The sequence below is a fragment of the Actinomycetes bacterium genome, from assembly GCA_036510875.1.
GTDB lineage: Bacteria > Actinomycetota > Actinomycetes > Prado026 > Prado026 > DATCDE01.
In genome coordinates, this window is the sequence record DATCDE010000255.1 from 1 (window position 1) to 14225 (window position 14225).

At 73.4% G+C, this 14225-nt stretch carries 18 protein-coding genes; 14 read left to right on the forward strand and 4 right to left on the reverse strand.

All coding sequences use genetic code 11. The annotated features are described in order from the left end of the window. The coding region (locus VIM19_14875) for a DUF4388 domain-containing protein (GenBank protein HEY5186146.1) at positions 1–845 on the reverse strand (845 nt) is incomplete at its 3' end. Positions 846–1028: 183 nt separating this feature from the next. Here VIM19_14875 and VIM19_14880 point away from each other — a divergent pair. The 7 genes from VIM19_14880 to VIM19_14910 all read left to right on the forward strand — a co-directional run bounded on the left by VIM19_14880 (position 1029) and on the right by VIM19_14910 (position 5648). Then, positions 1029–1859: a 3-keto-5-aminohexanoate cleavage protein gene (locus VIM19_14880; protein HEY5186147.1), complete on the forward strand. Its 831-nt coding sequence runs from the start codon at positions 1029–1031 to the stop codon at positions 1857–1859. Beyond that, entirely contained in the window at positions 1856–2416 is a 561-nt protein-coding gene (locus tag VIM19_14885; GenBank protein HEY5186148.1) for an aerial mycelium formation protein, read from the forward strand. Before VIM19_14880 ends, VIM19_14885 begins: the two co-directional genes overlap by 4 nt. 4 nt (positions 2417–2420) lie before the next feature. Beyond that, positions 2421–3398 (forward strand): asparaginase, encoded by a 978-nt coding sequence (locus tag VIM19_14890; GenBank protein HEY5186149.1) that lies wholly within the window; start codon positions 2421–2423, stop codon positions 3396–3398. Between the two features lie 70 nt (positions 3399–3468). After that, positions 3469–3831 carry a helix-turn-helix transcriptional regulator gene (locus tag VIM19_14895; protein HEY5186150.1) on the forward strand — a complete coding sequence of 121 codons (363 nt, stop codon included), beginning with the start codon at positions 3469–3471 and terminating at the stop codon, positions 3829–3831. Between the two features lie 28 nt (positions 3832–3859). Beyond that, positions 3860–4417, forward strand: a complete 558-nt coding sequence (locus VIM19_14900) for a hypothetical protein (protein HEY5186151.1) — start codon at positions 3860–3862, stop codon at positions 4415–4417. Positions 4418–4596: 179 nt separating this feature from the next. Continuing rightward, on the forward strand, positions 4597–4920 hold the full coding sequence (locus VIM19_14905) for a DUF2516 family protein (GenBank protein ID HEY5186152.1): 324 nt from the start codon (positions 4597–4599) through the stop codon (positions 4918–4920). Next, positions 4917–5648, forward strand: coding sequence for an alanyl-tRNA editing protein (locus VIM19_14910; GenBank protein ID HEY5186153.1), 732 nt, complete (start codon positions 4917–4919; stop codon positions 5646–5648). The genes VIM19_14905 and VIM19_14910 overlap by 4 nt, the downstream gene beginning before the upstream one ends. On the opposite strand, the gene VIM19_14915 is transcribed toward VIM19_14910, so the two are convergent. Further along, positions 5645–6181, reverse strand: coding sequence for a GNAT family N-acetyltransferase (locus tag VIM19_14915; GenBank protein ID HEY5186154.1), 537 nt, complete (start codon positions 6179–6181; stop codon positions 5645–5647). The genes VIM19_14910 and VIM19_14915 overlap by 4 nt on opposite strands. A gap of 18 nt (positions 6182–6199) precedes the next feature. Here VIM19_14915 and VIM19_14920 point away from each other — a divergent pair, with 18 nt between their 5' ends. The 5 genes from VIM19_14920 (at position 6200) to VIM19_14940 (ending at position 10788) form a co-directional block, all read left to right on the forward strand. After that, positions 6200–6724: an O-acetyl-ADP-ribose deacetylase gene (locus tag VIM19_14920; protein ID HEY5186155.1), complete on the forward strand. Its 525-nt coding sequence runs from the start codon at positions 6200–6202 to the stop codon at positions 6722–6724. A 101-nt stretch (positions 6725–6825) separates the two neighbouring features. Then, on the forward strand, positions 6826–8124 hold the full coding sequence (mshA, locus tag VIM19_14925) for a D-inositol-3-phosphate glycosyltransferase (protein HEY5186156.1): 1299 nt from the start codon (positions 6826–6828) through the stop codon (positions 8122–8124). Continuing rightward, positions 8121–8615 carry a YbjN domain-containing protein gene (locus VIM19_14930; GenBank protein HEY5186157.1) on the forward strand — a complete coding sequence of 165 codons (495 nt, stop codon included), beginning with the start codon at positions 8121–8123 and terminating at the stop codon, positions 8613–8615. The genes mshA and VIM19_14930 overlap by 4 nt, the downstream gene beginning before the upstream one ends. A gap of 61 nt (positions 8616–8676) precedes the next feature. Beyond that, entirely contained in the window at positions 8677–10014 is a 1338-nt protein-coding gene (locus tag VIM19_14935; protein ID HEY5186158.1) for a hypothetical protein, read from the forward strand. A gap of 21 nt (positions 10015–10035) precedes the next feature. Continuing rightward, entirely contained in the window at positions 10036–10788 is a 753-nt protein-coding gene (locus VIM19_14940) for a phosphoglyceromutase (protein HEY5186159.1), read from the forward strand. 96 nt (positions 10789–10884) lie between these two features. Here VIM19_14940 and phoU read toward each other — a convergent pair whose 3' ends face one another. Next, a complete protein-coding gene (phoU, locus tag VIM19_14945) occupies positions 10885–11532 on the reverse strand; it encodes a phosphate signaling complex protein PhoU (protein ID HEY5186160.1) in 648 nt (215 codons plus the stop codon). A 187-nt stretch (positions 11533–11719) separates the two neighbouring features. Between phoU and VIM19_14950 the strand changes: the two genes are divergently transcribed. Both VIM19_14950 and VIM19_14955 read left to right on the forward strand, forming a co-directional pair. Next, the gene (locus tag VIM19_14950; GenBank protein HEY5186161.1) at positions 11720–12910 is read left to right on the forward strand and encodes an ATP-binding protein; all 1191 of its coding nucleotides are present in this window, start codon (positions 11720–11722) and stop codon (positions 12908–12910) included. Then, on the forward strand, positions 12907–13587 hold the full coding sequence (locus VIM19_14955; GenBank protein ID HEY5186162.1) for a response regulator transcription factor: 681 nt from the start codon (positions 12907–12909) through the stop codon (positions 13585–13587). Before VIM19_14950 ends, VIM19_14955 begins: the two co-directional genes overlap by 4 nt. 4 nt (positions 13588–13591) lie before the next feature. Here the strand turns inward: VIM19_14955 and VIM19_14960 are convergent, their stop codons facing one another. Then, positions 13592–14086, reverse strand: a complete 495-nt coding sequence (locus tag VIM19_14960; GenBank protein ID HEY5186163.1) for a hypothetical protein — start codon at positions 14084–14086, stop codon at positions 13592–13594. Positions 14087–14225: the final 139 nt, after the last annotated feature.

Sequence of the window (14225 nt, forward strand, 5' to 3'; positions counted from 1 at the left end):
ACCGGCTCGTCGACCGCGTCCTCGACCGGCTCGTCGACCGCGTCCTCGACCGGCTCGTCGGCCGCGTCCTCGACCGGCTCGTCGACCGCGTCCTCGAAGGGCTCCTCGGCCGGCAGGTCGGGGACCGGTGTGAGCGTCCGGTCGACGTCCACCAGCCCGGCCTCGACCAGGCTGCCGATCACCTGCGCGCCCTCGTAGAGGGTGAAGCCGCAGTCGATGGCGAGGTCGGCGATGGACCGGTCGCCGTCCACCTTGCACAGCATCGCCCACTCGCCGGGGCCGATGAGGACGTCCTCGCTGGTCGCGCCGCTGCTGGCGAGCACCGGCACCGACTCCGGCGTCCCGATCAGGCCGCGCAGCTGCCCCCAGTGCGTCCGCCGCTCGCGGATCTCGCCCAGCAGGGCGTGCACCTCCTGCGGCGGGGAGACGTCCTGGCGGGCCAGCTTGCGGGGGCGGAACTTCCAGGAGTCGACGCGCCAGCCCATCAGGTCGGTCAGCTGGTCGACGAGCTGCTCGGAGACGAACGCCTCGACGACCTCCCGCTCCACGAACCCCAGGTGGACCAGCAGCTCGCCCAGCCGCCAGCCGACCAGCTCGCCGCTGCGCTGGACCTCCAGCGCCTCGGCCAGGGTCTCGGGCGCGAGGACGCCGGAGGAGATGAGCCGCGAGCCGATCAGCGGACGACGGCCGGGGACGAAGACCGAGTAGATCAGCCCGTCCCGGAAGTAGACCTCGGCCTCGTCCTCGAAGTCGTCCACGACGTGCAGGCAACCGGTCGACCCCTGCGCCCCGAGGTCCAGCAACACCTGCTCGAGCGGACCGGTCAGGAGGTCGCCGTCGAGCATGCTGATCCTCCCTCCCAGGGCCCGCCCGCCGTGGATGGTTCCGCAGTGGATATCCGTCCCATCGGCAGCGTCGGCCGGTTTGTTGAGCCCTGTCTGTGGCCCGGTTGCGGCGTGCGGGTGACCTATGGTGAGCAGGTCGTCGGCGGAACGTGACACCATGACCCTGTGGCCCCCTCAGGAACCATGATCACGGTCGCCCCGACCGGTGCGGAGACGGCGAAGGCCGACGCTCCCGCGCTGCCGGTGACCCCGGACGAACTGGTGCAAACCGCCCAGGCGTGCGAGGCCGCGGGCGCCGCCATGATCCACGTCCACATCCGCGACGCGGAGGCCGCCCCCACCCTCGACCCGGTCCGGCTGAAGGACACCGTCGCCGCGCTGCGCGAGCAGACCGGCCTGGTGGTCCAGCTGTCGACCGGCGGCTCGGTGCGCGACCCCTACGAGGCCCGGCTCGCGGTGCTCGACGCCGAGCCGGACTCCTGCTCGCTCACCTGCGGCACGGTCAACTTCGGGGACGACGTCTTCTTGAACCCGTGGCCGTTCATGGTCGAGCTGTACCAGCGGACCCAGGCGGCCGAGGTCGTGCCCGAGTTCGAGCTGTTCGACCTGGGTCACGTCACCGCGCTCAACCGGCTGCTGGACACGTTCGGGGCGCCGTACGGCGGGCAGGTCCACTGCGACCTCGTCATGGGGGTGCCGGGTGGGATGCCGGGCACCACCGAGGCCCTGGTGGCCGCCGTCCGCGCGCTGCCGGCCGGGGCCACCTGGTCGGCGACCGGGGTCGGGCGGACCACGCTGCCGGTCGCGCTGGCGGCGTTGTCCGCCGGCGGCCATCTGCGGGTGGGCATGGAGGACACCCTCACCTACGCTCCGAACGAGCCGGTGCGGGACAACGTCCAGCTGGTCGAGCGGGCGCGCGACCTGGCCCGGCTCGCACTGCGGCCGGCGCTGACCCCGGCGGAGGCCCGGTCGATGCTCAGGGTGAAGGATCGAGGGGGGAAAGAGGTCGGATGAGTGAGCCGATGTCTGGCGGTCGGCGGCGGGTCGACCGGGTCCTCGGGGAGGGCTTCCTTGACGGCCTGACCGAGATGACGCTGCAGGAGGTGCGGCAGCGCCGGTTCGACGCCGAGCAGGAGGACGCCGACCTGTCCTACATCCGCCGGCTGCTGCAGGGCCGCATGGACATCATCCGGGCCGAGCAGCAGCGCCGCGGGTCCGCCCGTGGCGACGCCGACTCGCTGGTGGACCAGCTGCCGCAGGTGCTGGGCGGGGAGGGCCGACCGGCGCCGCACGGGCTGGGCCGCTACCTCAACGTCGAGCCCAGCCGGGTGGCCGAGAACCGCCGGCGGGTCGAGCAGGTCATCTCCGACCCCGCGCTGTCGAACGTCGGCGCGATGACCGACGCGCAGCTGGCCGCCGGGCACGAGGAGCTGGTCGGCTTCGAGCGCACGGTCAGCGGGATCCGGCACCGGGTGCAGCAGGTCATGGACCAGCTCACCGCCGAGATCACCCGCCGTTACCGCGACGGCGAAGCCTCGGTCGACGAGCTGCTGAAGACCGAGCGCGACTAGAACGGTGGGCCCCGGGGCTGGCGCTGGTCCGGGCGCGCCGCCGCTGCCGGTCGTCGCCGAGGTGGTGCGCTCGGGGTTCGTCGAGGGCCACCACCACGGGTCGGTCGTGGCGCTGGACGCCGACGGCTCGGTGCTGCTCGCGGTCGGCGCGGTCGACGTCCCGGTGTTCCCCCGCTCGTCGAACAAGCTGATGCAGGCGGTCGGCATGGTCGAGGCCGGATTCCCGCTCGAGGACGAGCTGCTGGCGCTGGCCGGGGCCTCGCACTCGGGCGAGCCGTTCCACCTGGACGGCGTCCGCCGGGTGCTGGCCTCCGCCGGGCTGACCGTCGCCGCCCTGCAGACCCCGCCGGACCTACCGCTGGGCGAGGTGGCCCGCCGGGACTGGCTGCGCGCCGGCGGCGGCCCCGAGCCGGTCGCGATGAACTGCTCGGGCAAGCACGCCGCCATGCTGGCCACCGCCGTGGCGGCCGGCTGGCCGACGTCCACCTACCGGGAGCCGGACCACCCGCTGCAGCAGGCGCTGCTGCGCACCGCCGAGCGGCTGGCCGGCGAGCCGGTGGCCGCGATCGGCGTGGACGGCTGCGGCGCCCCGGTGTTCGCCTTCACCCTGACCGGGCTGGCCCGGGCGTTCGCCGCCTGTGTTCGAGCGGAGCCGGGCACGCCCTCGCGGCGGGTGGCGGACGCGATGCGGGCCTACCCGCAGTGGGTGGGCGGCACCCGGCGCGACGTCACCGCGCTGATGGCGGGAGTGCCCGGCCTGCTGGCCAAGGACGGCGCCGAAGGTGTCTACGCGGCGGCCCTGCCGGACGGCCGCGCGGTCGCGCTGAAGATCGACGACGGCGCCGAGCGGGCCCGGACCGTGCTCATGGCCGCGGTGCTGCGCCGGCTCGGGGTGACGGCGCCCGTGCTGGAGGCGCAGTCCGAGCACGGGCTGCTCGGCGGGGGGCTGCCGGTGGGCGCCGTCCGCGCCGTCCTGCCCTGATCCGCCGCCGCGGGCGATGGGTGCTAACCAGGCGCTTGCTTTAGCAAGCGCTTTGTGAGACAATGCTTGTGTGCCAACGTTGAACGTCGCGTCGCTCGGGGAGTACATCCGCGAGCAGCGTGAGCAGGCGGAGGTTTCGCTTCGCCAGCTGGCGAAGTCGGCTGGCGTGTCGAACCCTTACCTGAGCCAGATCGAGCGCGGCCTGAAGAAGCCGAGCGCGGAGATCCTGCAGCAGATCGCGAAGGCGCTGCGGATCAGCGCGGAGACGCTGTACGTGCGCGCGGGGCTGCTCGAGGAGCGCGAGGGCGAGCAGGTCGTCGCCGCGGCCGTCCTCGGCGACCCGCACCTGTCGCAGCGGCAGAAGCGAGTACTGCTGGACGTCTACGAGTCGTTCTGCAGGCAGAACACAGAGGCGTTGGACGACGACCACTGAAGACATCGCAACCGGAAGAAGGATCACCATGCCCATCACCCAGGACCTCAGGAAGACGGTCGTCGACCTGACCGAGACCAAGCCGGTGTACGCCGTGGCCGGCGTCGGCGACCTCGCCGTGCACACCATGCGCCAGGCCGGCGAGAAGCTGCGCGCGCTGCGGGTGGAGCCGAAGGAGCTGCAAGACCGCGCCACCGAGCGGGTCGAAGCGGTCCGCACCGCGGTCGCCGAGCTGCCGGACACCGCCCAGTCCCGCGCGCACGAGCTGGTCGAGCAGGTCGAGGAGACCTACGACGAGCTGGCCGCCCGCGGCCAGAAGCTGATCCAGCGGATCCGGCGCGAGCCGGCCGTCAAGGACGCCACGCACCAGGTGAGCGTCGCCGAGGCGAAGGCCAAGGCGGCCGGGACCACCGCCCGCAAGCAGGCCACCCAGGTCCGCACCTCGGCGAAGGCCACCGGGACGCAGGCTCGCACGTCGGCCGCCCGCACCCGCACCGCGGCCAAGGCGGCCGGCACGTCGGCGCGCAAGGCCGCCGAGAAGACCGTCACCGCGGTCGAGGTGGCTGCCGAGCAGGTCGGCGCCTAACCCCTTTCCGCCGACCAGGCACCCGCACACGGTGCCGACCGGGGCCGTCCCACCGAACGGGTGGGGCGGCCCCGTGCCGTTGTGCCGTCCATGATCACCGTTAGCGGTCGGAACCAGCCGGCGGACGGCGGGATCGGACCGCAAACGGCGTTCACGGCAGATTCGCCTACCCTGGAGGCATGAGCGTGTTCCAGTTGGTCAACCTCGCCCTGTGGGCGGTCGTCTTCGCGCTCGAGATCTGGGCGTTCGTGGACGCGGCCCGCCGGCCGGCGGCGCACTTCAAGGCGGTCGGCAAGCTGGACAAGGTGGTCTGGCTGCTCATCCTCGGTCTGCTCGCCGGAGCCTCGCTGGTGGCGCGGAACCCGCTCAGCTTGTTCGTCGTGGGCGGCGCCGCCGCGTCGCTGGTCTACCTGTACGGGATCCGGCCGCAGCTGCAGGCCCTCGGCGGTGGGCGCGGCCGCGGCGGCCGGTCGTCCAGCGACGGCCCCTACGGCCCCTGGTGAGCACCCAGCGCCTCGAGCTCGACGACGCCTCGCTGCGCGAGTGGGACGCCGTCGTGCTGGCCTCCGGCGAGGGCGCCGTGGTCCTCGACACCTCCGCGTTCTACCCCGGCGGGGGCGGCCAGCCGCCGGACCACGGCGTGCTGCTGTGGGGCGGCGTCCAGACCCGCATCGTCGACGCCCGCACGGCGGACGGCGAGCAGTGGCTGGTGGCCGCCGAGGGTGACCCGCTGCCGCCGCCCGGCACCGCCGTGCGCGGCGCCGTCGAGGACGACCGGCGCACCGCGCTGATGCGCACCCACTCCGCGCTGCACCTGCTCTCCGGCGTGGTGTTCCGCGACTTCGGCGCGCTGGTGACCGGTGGCAGCATGCAGCCGCTCGAGGCCCGGATGGACTTCGACCTGCCCGAGCTGCCGACCGACTTCAGGGACCGCGTCGCGGCCGCCTGCGCCACCGAGGTGGCCGCCGACCGGGGCATCGCCGTCTACTCGCTGCCCCGCGACGAGGCGTTCGCGATCCCGGACATCATCCGGACGGCGACCAACCTGCTGCCGCCCGACCTGCGGGTCGTGCGGATCGTCGACATCAACGGCCTGGACGTGCAGGCCGACGGCGGCACCCACGTCGCCTCGACCGCCCAGATCGGCGGCATCGAGGTGGTCAAGGTGGAGAACAAGGGCAAGGGGTTCCGCCGGCTGCGGGTGCGGATCACCGACCCGGCCCACGGCTAGAGCGCCGGCCGGCCGGCCCGGAACGCCGCCAGCTCCACCCCGTACCACCGGTCGGTCAGCCCGATCGGTGCCATCCCCAGCCGCCGGGTGACCGCCACCGACCGCTCGTTGGCCGCGTGCACCATGGCGTACACCTCGCTCAGCCCGGCGTCCCAGGCGCGCGAGAGCCGGGCCCGCGCCGCCTCGGTGGCGTACCCGTGGCCCCAGTGGTCCGGGTGCAGGTGCCAGCCCACCTCGACGTCGTCCGTGCGCCGGCCGTCGGCGTCCGGCAGCCGCACGAGCAGCACCGTGCCCACCGGCGCGCCCACCGCGACCGGCACGACCGCCCAGACCCCGTACGGCCCGTCGGCGCGGGCGGCCCAGCGGTCCACGGTGGCGTGCATGGCCTCGACGGACGCCGGGGGAGCCGGCTGGGCGCCCAGCCAGCGCCAGACCTCCTCGCGGCGGTACCGGTCGTCCATCGGCTCGACCGCGTCGTGCCGCCACGGCCGCAGCACCAGCCGGTCGGTGCGGGCCACCCCATCGTCGGTCATCCGGTGCAGGCTAGGCCCATGACCGCCCAGCTCACAGCCGTCGTCGGGGACATCACCGAGCAGCACGTCGACGCCATCGTCAACGCGGCCAACTCCACGCTGCTGGGCGGCGGCGGGGTGGACGGCGCCATCCACCACCGCGGCGGGCCGGACATCCTGGCGGCCTGCCTCGCGCTGCGCGAGGGCGCCTACCCGGACGGGCTGCCGGCCGGGCAGGCGGTGGCCACCCCCGCCGGGCGGCTGCCGGCCCGCTGGGTGGTCCACACGGTCGGCCCGGTCCACTCGCCGCGCGAGGACCGCTCCGAGGTGCTCGCCTCCTGCTACCGGTCCTGCCTGGCGGTCGCCGACGAGCTGGGCGCCACCTCGGTCGCGTTCCCGGCGATCTCCACGGGCGCCTACGGCTGGCCGGCCGACGACGCCGCCCGGATCGCCGTCCGCACCGTGGCCGCGACCCCCACCCGCAGCGTCACCGAGGTGCGGTTCGTGCTGCTCAGCGCCGCGGCGCACGCGATCGTCTCCGCCGAGCTGGAGCAACTGGGCTGACTCGCTCGTTGGGCAGCAGGCGGGGGAATCGTGGAGGATCTCCTGCGGTTGACGCTGGGGATCACCCTCGAACTGGTTCGCCTAGAACAAGGAGCGCGCGGATGACGGTGGTGCCGGTCCGGCTGGACGTGCCGCGCCGTGTCGCCATGCTGTCCGTGCACACCTCCCCGCTGGACCAGCCGGGGACCGGTGACGCCGGGGGCATGAACGTCTACGTGGTCGAGCTGGCCAAGCGGCTGGCGGCGTCCGGCACCGAGGTCGAGATCTTCACCAGGGCCACCCGCGGCGGGCTGCCCCCGGTCGTCGACCTGGCCGACGGCGTGCGCGTGCGCAACGTGGTCGCCGGGCCGTTCGAGGGGCTGTCCAAGCAGGACCTGCCGGCCCAGCTGTGCGCGGTCACCCGCGGCGTGGCCCGGGTCGAGGCGCTGCACGACCCCGGCTACTTCGACCTGGTGCACTCGCACTACTGGCTGTCCGGGCAGGTCGGCACGCTGGTCGCCGAGCGCTGGGGCGTGCCGCTCGTGCACTCCATGCACACCATGGCCAAGGTCAAGAACGCCGCGCTGGCCCACGGCGACACCCCGGAGCCGTCGGCCCGGCTGATCGGCGAGGAACAGGTCGTCGAGCTGGCCGACGCGCACGTCGCGAACGCCGACCACGAGGCGGACGCGCTCGTGCGGCTGTACGGCGCGGACCCCGAGCGGGTGTTCGTCGTCTCGCCCGGCGTCGACCTCGACGTGTTCCGGGAGGGCGACCGGGCCGCCGCCCGGGCCCGGCTCGGGCTGCCCGTGGACGCCGTCGTGCTGCTGTTCGTGGGCCGGATCCAGCCGCTCAAGGCCCCCGACGTGCTGCTGCGGGCGGCCGCCCGGCTGGTCGCGGTCGACCCCGCGCTGCGCGAGCGGCTGGTGGTCGCCGTGGTCGGCGGCCCGAGCGGCAGCGGGCTGGAGCACCCCACCCACCTGGACGACCTGGCCCGCGACCTCGGCATCCGCGACCTGGTGCGGTTCGCGCCGCCGGTCCCGCAGGCCGAGCTGGCCGACTGGTACCGCGCGGCCACGCTGACCGTCGTCCCGTCGTACAACGAGTCGTTCGGGCTGGTCGCCGTGGAGTCCCAGGCCTGCGGCACCCCGGTGGTCGCCGCTGCGGTGGGCGGGCTGCGGACGGCGGTGGCCGACGGGCGGTCCGGCGTCCTCGTCGAGGGCCACGACCCGCAGCGGTGGGCCCGCGAGATCGCCGCGCTGGTCGGCGACCCCCGGCGGCTGGCCGCGCTGGGCGACGGCGCCCGTCGGCACGCCACGGCGTTCAGCTGGTCGGCCACCGCCGCCGCCATGACCCAGGTCTACCGCGAGGCGCTGGCCGCGCGGCTGGCCCGTCGGGAGCCGTGGGCAGCGGCCCGATGAGCGACCTGGACGCGCTCGTCGAGGAGGCGCTGACCCAGGCCGAGGTGCCCTTCGAGCACCCCCGCGAGGGGGCCTTCCTGGTCACCCTGGCCGGAACCCACAAGCTGGCCACCAACACCTGGCTGGTGGTGACCGAGCAGAGCCTGCTCGTCGAGGCGTTCGTGATCCGCCAGCCGGACGAGAACCACGCGGCGTTCTACCGCACCCTGCTGGAGCGCAACGCCCGCACCTACGGCGTGCACTTCAGCGTGGACCGGCTCGGCGACGTGTACCTGGTCGGGCGGGTGCCGCTCGCCGCGGTCACCGCCGACGAGGTGGACCGGCTGCTCGGCTGCGTGCTCACCTACGCCGACGAGAGCTTCGACCAGCTGCTGGAGATCGGCTTCGCCAGCTCGATCCGCCGGGAGTGGGGGTGGCGGCAGCGCCGCGGCGAGCCGCTGACCAACCTGCAGGCGTTCGCCCGGTTCGCCGACCCCAGCCGCCGGGGTTGAGCCGCAGGTCATCCCCCGCGGGTGATTCCGGCCCCGTGAAGGCGGGTCTAGCGTCCGAGGCATGACTGCTGAGCTGCCGCAAGATCAGACCGAGCTCGACCGGCTGCGCGCGGAGAACGAGGCGCTGAAGCAGCAGCTGGCCACCGCGGGCGCTCCCCCGGCCCGCGGGCACCGGGTGCGCGCTGTCATCGCCGCCATCCTGGCGTTCCTCACCGGGCTGCTGATGATCACTGCGGTGGTCTCGGTGTGGACGACGCGCACGGCGCTGAACACCGACAAGTTCGTGGCCAGGGTCGGGCCGGTCATCGAACAGCCCGCGGTGCAGGACGCCATCGCCACCGAGGTCAGCACCCAGCTGGCGGGCTACCTGCAGCCGAAGGTCGCCGCGGCCCTGCCGGACAACTTGCAGTTCCTGGCCGCGCCGATCTCCTCCGGCATGCAGACGGTGATCGACAAGCAGGTCCGCAAGGTCATCGGCTCGGCGGCCTTCACCAAGGTCTGGGACCAGGCGCTCACCTTGTCCCACCAGGAGGTCGTGTCCGTCCTCAAGGGCGACAACCAGGCGGTTGCGGTGGTCAACGGGAAGGTCGTCATCGACTTGATCCCGGTGGTCAACGAGGTGCTGCAGAACCTCAGCGCCCAGCTGCCCACCATCTTCGGGCAGACCATCGCCCTGCAGCTGCCCGCGAATGCGAGCCTGGACCGGATCCGGTCCGCGGTCTCGACCTACCTCGGCGTGGACCTGCCGCCGGACTTCGCCCAGATCCCGATCGCCAACGAGTCGGACCTCACGGCGGCCCAGAGCGGCGTGAAGATCGTCAACACGTCGACCGTGCTCGTCGTGCTGCTCGCGCTGCTGGCCCTCATCCTGGCGCTGGTGATCACCCCGGGCCGCCGGCGGACCCTGCTGCAGATCGGGCTGTGGACCACCGGCTTCACCGCGCTGGTCTTCTTCGTGGTCCGCGGGGTGATGCGCAACGCGGTGGCGGGCATCACCCCCGCCTACCTCGCGGACGCGTCGACCGCGGCGCTGAAGACGCTGTTCACCTCGCTGCGCGAGTTCGCCCTGATCCTGTTCTGGGCCGGGCTGGTGCTGGCCGTGGTCATGTACCTGATCGGCCCCGGACGGTTCCCGGTGCGGCTGCGCGCCAGCGTGGCCCGCTGGACCCGCACCGGTGTGGCGAAGGTGCGCGAGACGTCGCAGGACGAGGGCTTCGCGGCCTGGGTCGCGCAGTACCTCGACCCGCTGCGCATCGGCGGGGCCGTGGTGGCCGCCCTCGTCCTGCTGATCTGGCCCAGCTGGGTCGCGCTGCTCGTCGTCGGCATCCTGCTGGTGCTCTTCGAGGTCGGGGTCACCCTGGCCGCCCATCCCCCGGGCAGCCACCTGCCGGCCCAGTAGGCCCTCAGTAGGCTGGGGAGCATGAGCACGCCCTACACCCTCGTCCTGCTCCGCCACGGTGAGAGCGACTGGAACGCGAAGAACCAGTTCACCGGCTGGGTCGACGTCCCGCTGTCGGAGAAGGGGACGGCGGAGGCGGTGCGCGGCGGCGCCCTGCTGGCCGAGCGCGGGCTGCTGCCGGACGTCGTCCACACCTCGGTGCTGCGCCGGGCGATCACCACCGCGAACCTGGCGCTGGACGCGTGCGAGCGGCACTGGGTCCCGGTGCGGCGGCACTGGCGGCTGAACGAGCGGCACTACGGCGCGCTGCAGGGCAAGAACAAGAAACAGACCCTCGAGCAGTTCGGCGAGGAGCAGTTCATGCGCTGGCGCCGCTCCTACGACACCCCGCCGCCACCCCTCGCGGACGACGACGAGTGGAGCCAGGCCGGCGACCCCCGGTACGCGGACCTGCCGCCCGAGCTGATGCCGCGCACCGAGTGCCTGCAGGACGTCGTCCACCGGATGCTGCCGTACTGGTACGACGCGATCGTGCCGGACCTGCGGACCGGGCGCACCGTGGCCGTGGTCGCGCACGGCAACTCGCTGCGCGCGCTGGTCAAGCACCTGGACGGCATCTCCGACGGGGCCATCGCCGCGCTGAACATCCCCACCGGGATCCCGCTGCTGTACTCCCTGGACGAGCAGCTGCGCCCGACCGTGGTCGGCGGGGAGTACCTGGACGCCGACGCGGCCGCCGCCGCGATCCAGGCGGTGGCCAACCAGGGTCGCTGACCCGCTCGGCTCGCCGTCGTCCAAGATCACCGTTTACGGACCGAAGACGCCGCGCAATGGCTTGATCCGACCGCAAACGGTGATCATGGACCGCAGTCAGGCGTCAGCGCGCTCGCCGATCACCAGGTAGATGGTCCGGCGGGCGATGTTGACCGCGTGGTCGGCGAACCGCTCGTAGTACCGGTTGAGCAAGGTGATGTCGACGGCCTCGCCGATCGGCGTGGAGCCCGGCTGGCGGAGCAGGACGTCCAGCACCTCGCGGTGCAGGGCGTCCATGCGGTCGTCGTCCGACTCGATCTCGCGGGCCAGGTCGAGGTCCTTGGAGGCGATGACGTCGCCCATCTTGGCGGCCATCCGGTCCGCGACCGCGGCCATCTCGGTGAACTGCGGCCGCAGCGGCTCGGGGACGGCGCAGTCCGGGTAGCGCATCCGGGCCGACTTGGCGACATGCTGGGCGAGGTCACCCATCCGCTCCAGGGTGCTGCTCATCCGCATGGCGCTGAGCACGATCCGCAGGTCGGTGGCGACCGGCTGCTGCAGGGCGATCAGCTCGGTCGTCTGCAGCTCGAGCTCCTGGCAGGCGGCGTCGACCTCGTCGTCCGCGGCGATCACCGCCTCGGCCCGGGCGCGGTCGGCCTCGAGCAGCGCGACCGACGCGCGCTGCATCATCGACCCGACCAGCCGGCTCATCGTGACCAGCTCGTCGGTGACCGCGTCGAGCGACTCGTGGTAGGCGTCGCGCATGGTTCCTCGTCTCAGATCTGCCCGGACCGGTCCCGGATGGTCAAGGTCAGGGTACGACCACGGCTGCCGGGGCCCGAACGAGGTGGGTGAACGGACCCCAGGGGCCAGGTGAACAGTTGGCGACGGCTGACCGGCGGCGGCGCCGCCGCGGGCGTCGCCGGGGTCCCGGCTCTCCTACCATCGAGGCGTGGACCCGACCTCGGCGCTGACCGCGGGCGCCCTCGGCCTGGCCGTGGGTGCCGGCGCGGCGACGGCGTGGCTGCGCTCCCGGCCCGGCGTCGAGTCCGCTGCGGGCCAGGACGCCGGGAACCCGCAGGACCGACTCCCGGACGGCGCCACCGCGGTGCTGTCGATCCTGCCCGGCGGTGCCGCGGTCGTGGACCGGTTGGGCCGGGCCGTGTGGGCCACGCCACCGGCGCTCAGCTGGGGGCTGGTGCGCGACGGCCGGGTGGTCCACCCGGCGGTGCTGGAGTCCATCCGCGCGGTGCACGCCGACGGCGGCAGCAGCTCGCTCGAGGTGGAGCTGCGCCGGCGGCGCGGCGCCCGCGGCCTGCCGGTCGCCGTCCACGTCGCCCCGCTCACCGCGGAGCTGGCCGTGGTGCTGGCCGAGGACCGCTCCGACGCGCGCCGGGTCGACGACGTCCGCCGCGACTTCGTGGCGAACGTGTCGCACGAGCTGAAGACCCCGGTGGGGGCGCTGTCCCTGCTGGCCGAGGCCGTCGAGGGGGCCAGCGACGACCCCGAGGCGGTCAAGCGGTTCTCCGGCCGGATGCAGCACGAGGCCACCCGGCTGTCCAGCCTGGTCAACGAGCTCATCGACCTGTCCCGACTGCAGGGCGACGACCCGATGCGGCACGCCACGGTCGTGCAGCTGGACGACGTCGTGGCCGACGCCGTGGACCGGGTCCGCACCATGGCCACCGCCAAGGCGATCGACCTGCGGGTCGCGGGGGAGCGGCACCGGGTCGTCCACGGCGACCGGGAGCAGCTCACCATGGCGGTGCGCAACCTGCTGCTCAACGCGGTGAACTACAGCCCCGACCGCACCCACGTCGTCGTCGCCGTCCAGGGGGCGGGGGACACCGTCGGGGTGAGCGTGACCGACCAGGGCATCGGGATCCCGGCCCGGGACCTCGAGCGGATCTTCGAGCGGTTCTACCGGGTCGACCCGGCACGGTCCCGGGCCACCGGGGGCACCGGCCTGGGGCTGTCCATCGTCAAGCACGTCTGCGCCAACCACGGCGGCGAGGTCGCGGTGTGGAGCGTCGAGGGCTCCGGCTCGACGTTCACCCTGCGGCTGCCGGCGCACACCGAGCCGGCCGAGCAGCCGGTCGAGGCTCCGGCCGAGCCAGTCGCCCTGCGGAAGGTGGTCCCGTGACCCGCGTGCTCGTCGTCGAGGACGAGGAGAGCTTCTCCGACGCGTTGGCCTACATGCTGCGCAAGGAGGGGTTCGAGGTGGCGGTCGCCGACACCGGACCCGATGCGCTCGAGCAGTTCGACCGGTCCGGGGCCGACCTCGTGCTGCTCGACCTGATGCTGCCCGGGCTGCCCGGCACCGAGGTCTGCCGCGCGCTGCGGCAGCGGTCCAACGTCCCGGTGATCATGGTCACCGCCAAGGACAGCGAGATCGACAAGGTGGTGGGCCTCGAGCTCGGCGCCGACGACTACGTGACCAAGCCGTTCTCCTCACGGGAGCTGGTGGCCCGCATCCGCGCGGTGCTGCGCCGCGGCGGCGACACCGACGAGCTGCTGCCCGCGGTGATCGAGGCCGGCCCGGTGCGCATCGACGTGGAGCGGCACGTGGTGTCGGTCACCGGCTCCGTCGTGCCGATGCCGCTGAAGGAGTTCGACCTGCTCGAGCTGCTCGTGCGCAACGCCGGCCGGGTGCTCACCCGGATGCAGCTGATCGACCGGGTCTGGGGCTCGGACTACGTCGGCGACACCAAGACCCTCGACGTCCACGTGAAGCGGCTGCGGGCCAAGATCGAGCCGGACCCGGCCAACCCGGTGCACCTGGTCACCGTGCGCGGCCTGGGCTACAAGTTCGATCCCTGACCGGTCAGTCGCCGCCGGTGAGGTTGGCCGGGTCGACGACCAGGGTGCTCAGCTGCAGCACGCCGGCGTTGCGGAAGGTGTAGCGCACCAGCACCTGCTGGCCGGGCGTCTTCGACAGCGAGGTCAGGCTGGCGATGTTCGTGTAGGGGTCGCCGAACCCGTTGGCCACCAGCGGGTCCAGGGTCAGTGAGCCGCCCGGGATGGTGATCGCCGAGCCGCCCTCGACCTCGACGCCGGTGAGCTCGTCCGGGGTGGAGCCGGTGTTGACGAACACCGACAGCAGCTGGCCGGCGGTCGCGCCGGTCGGGTCGGTGACCACCACCGAGTTGAGCACCTTGACCGCGCCGATCTGGCCGACCGCGCCGATGCTCGGCGCGAACGGCTTCTGGCTCTGGTCGTTGAACCCGGCCCCGCACCCGCTCGTCGTGACAGCCACCAGCAGCAGCAGCGCCCCGATCAGGGTGCCGCGACGGCGGGCAACGGGCGAAGCACCGGTCACGGTGGCACGCTCCTCAACAACGGACTCGGGCGGTGGGTGCGCACAGCCTACCGACGCCCGGTCAGGCCAGGCCGGTACCCCGGCCGATGAGCAGCGCGACCACGGTCAGCGCCGCCGCGGTGGTCAGCGCGAACGGAGC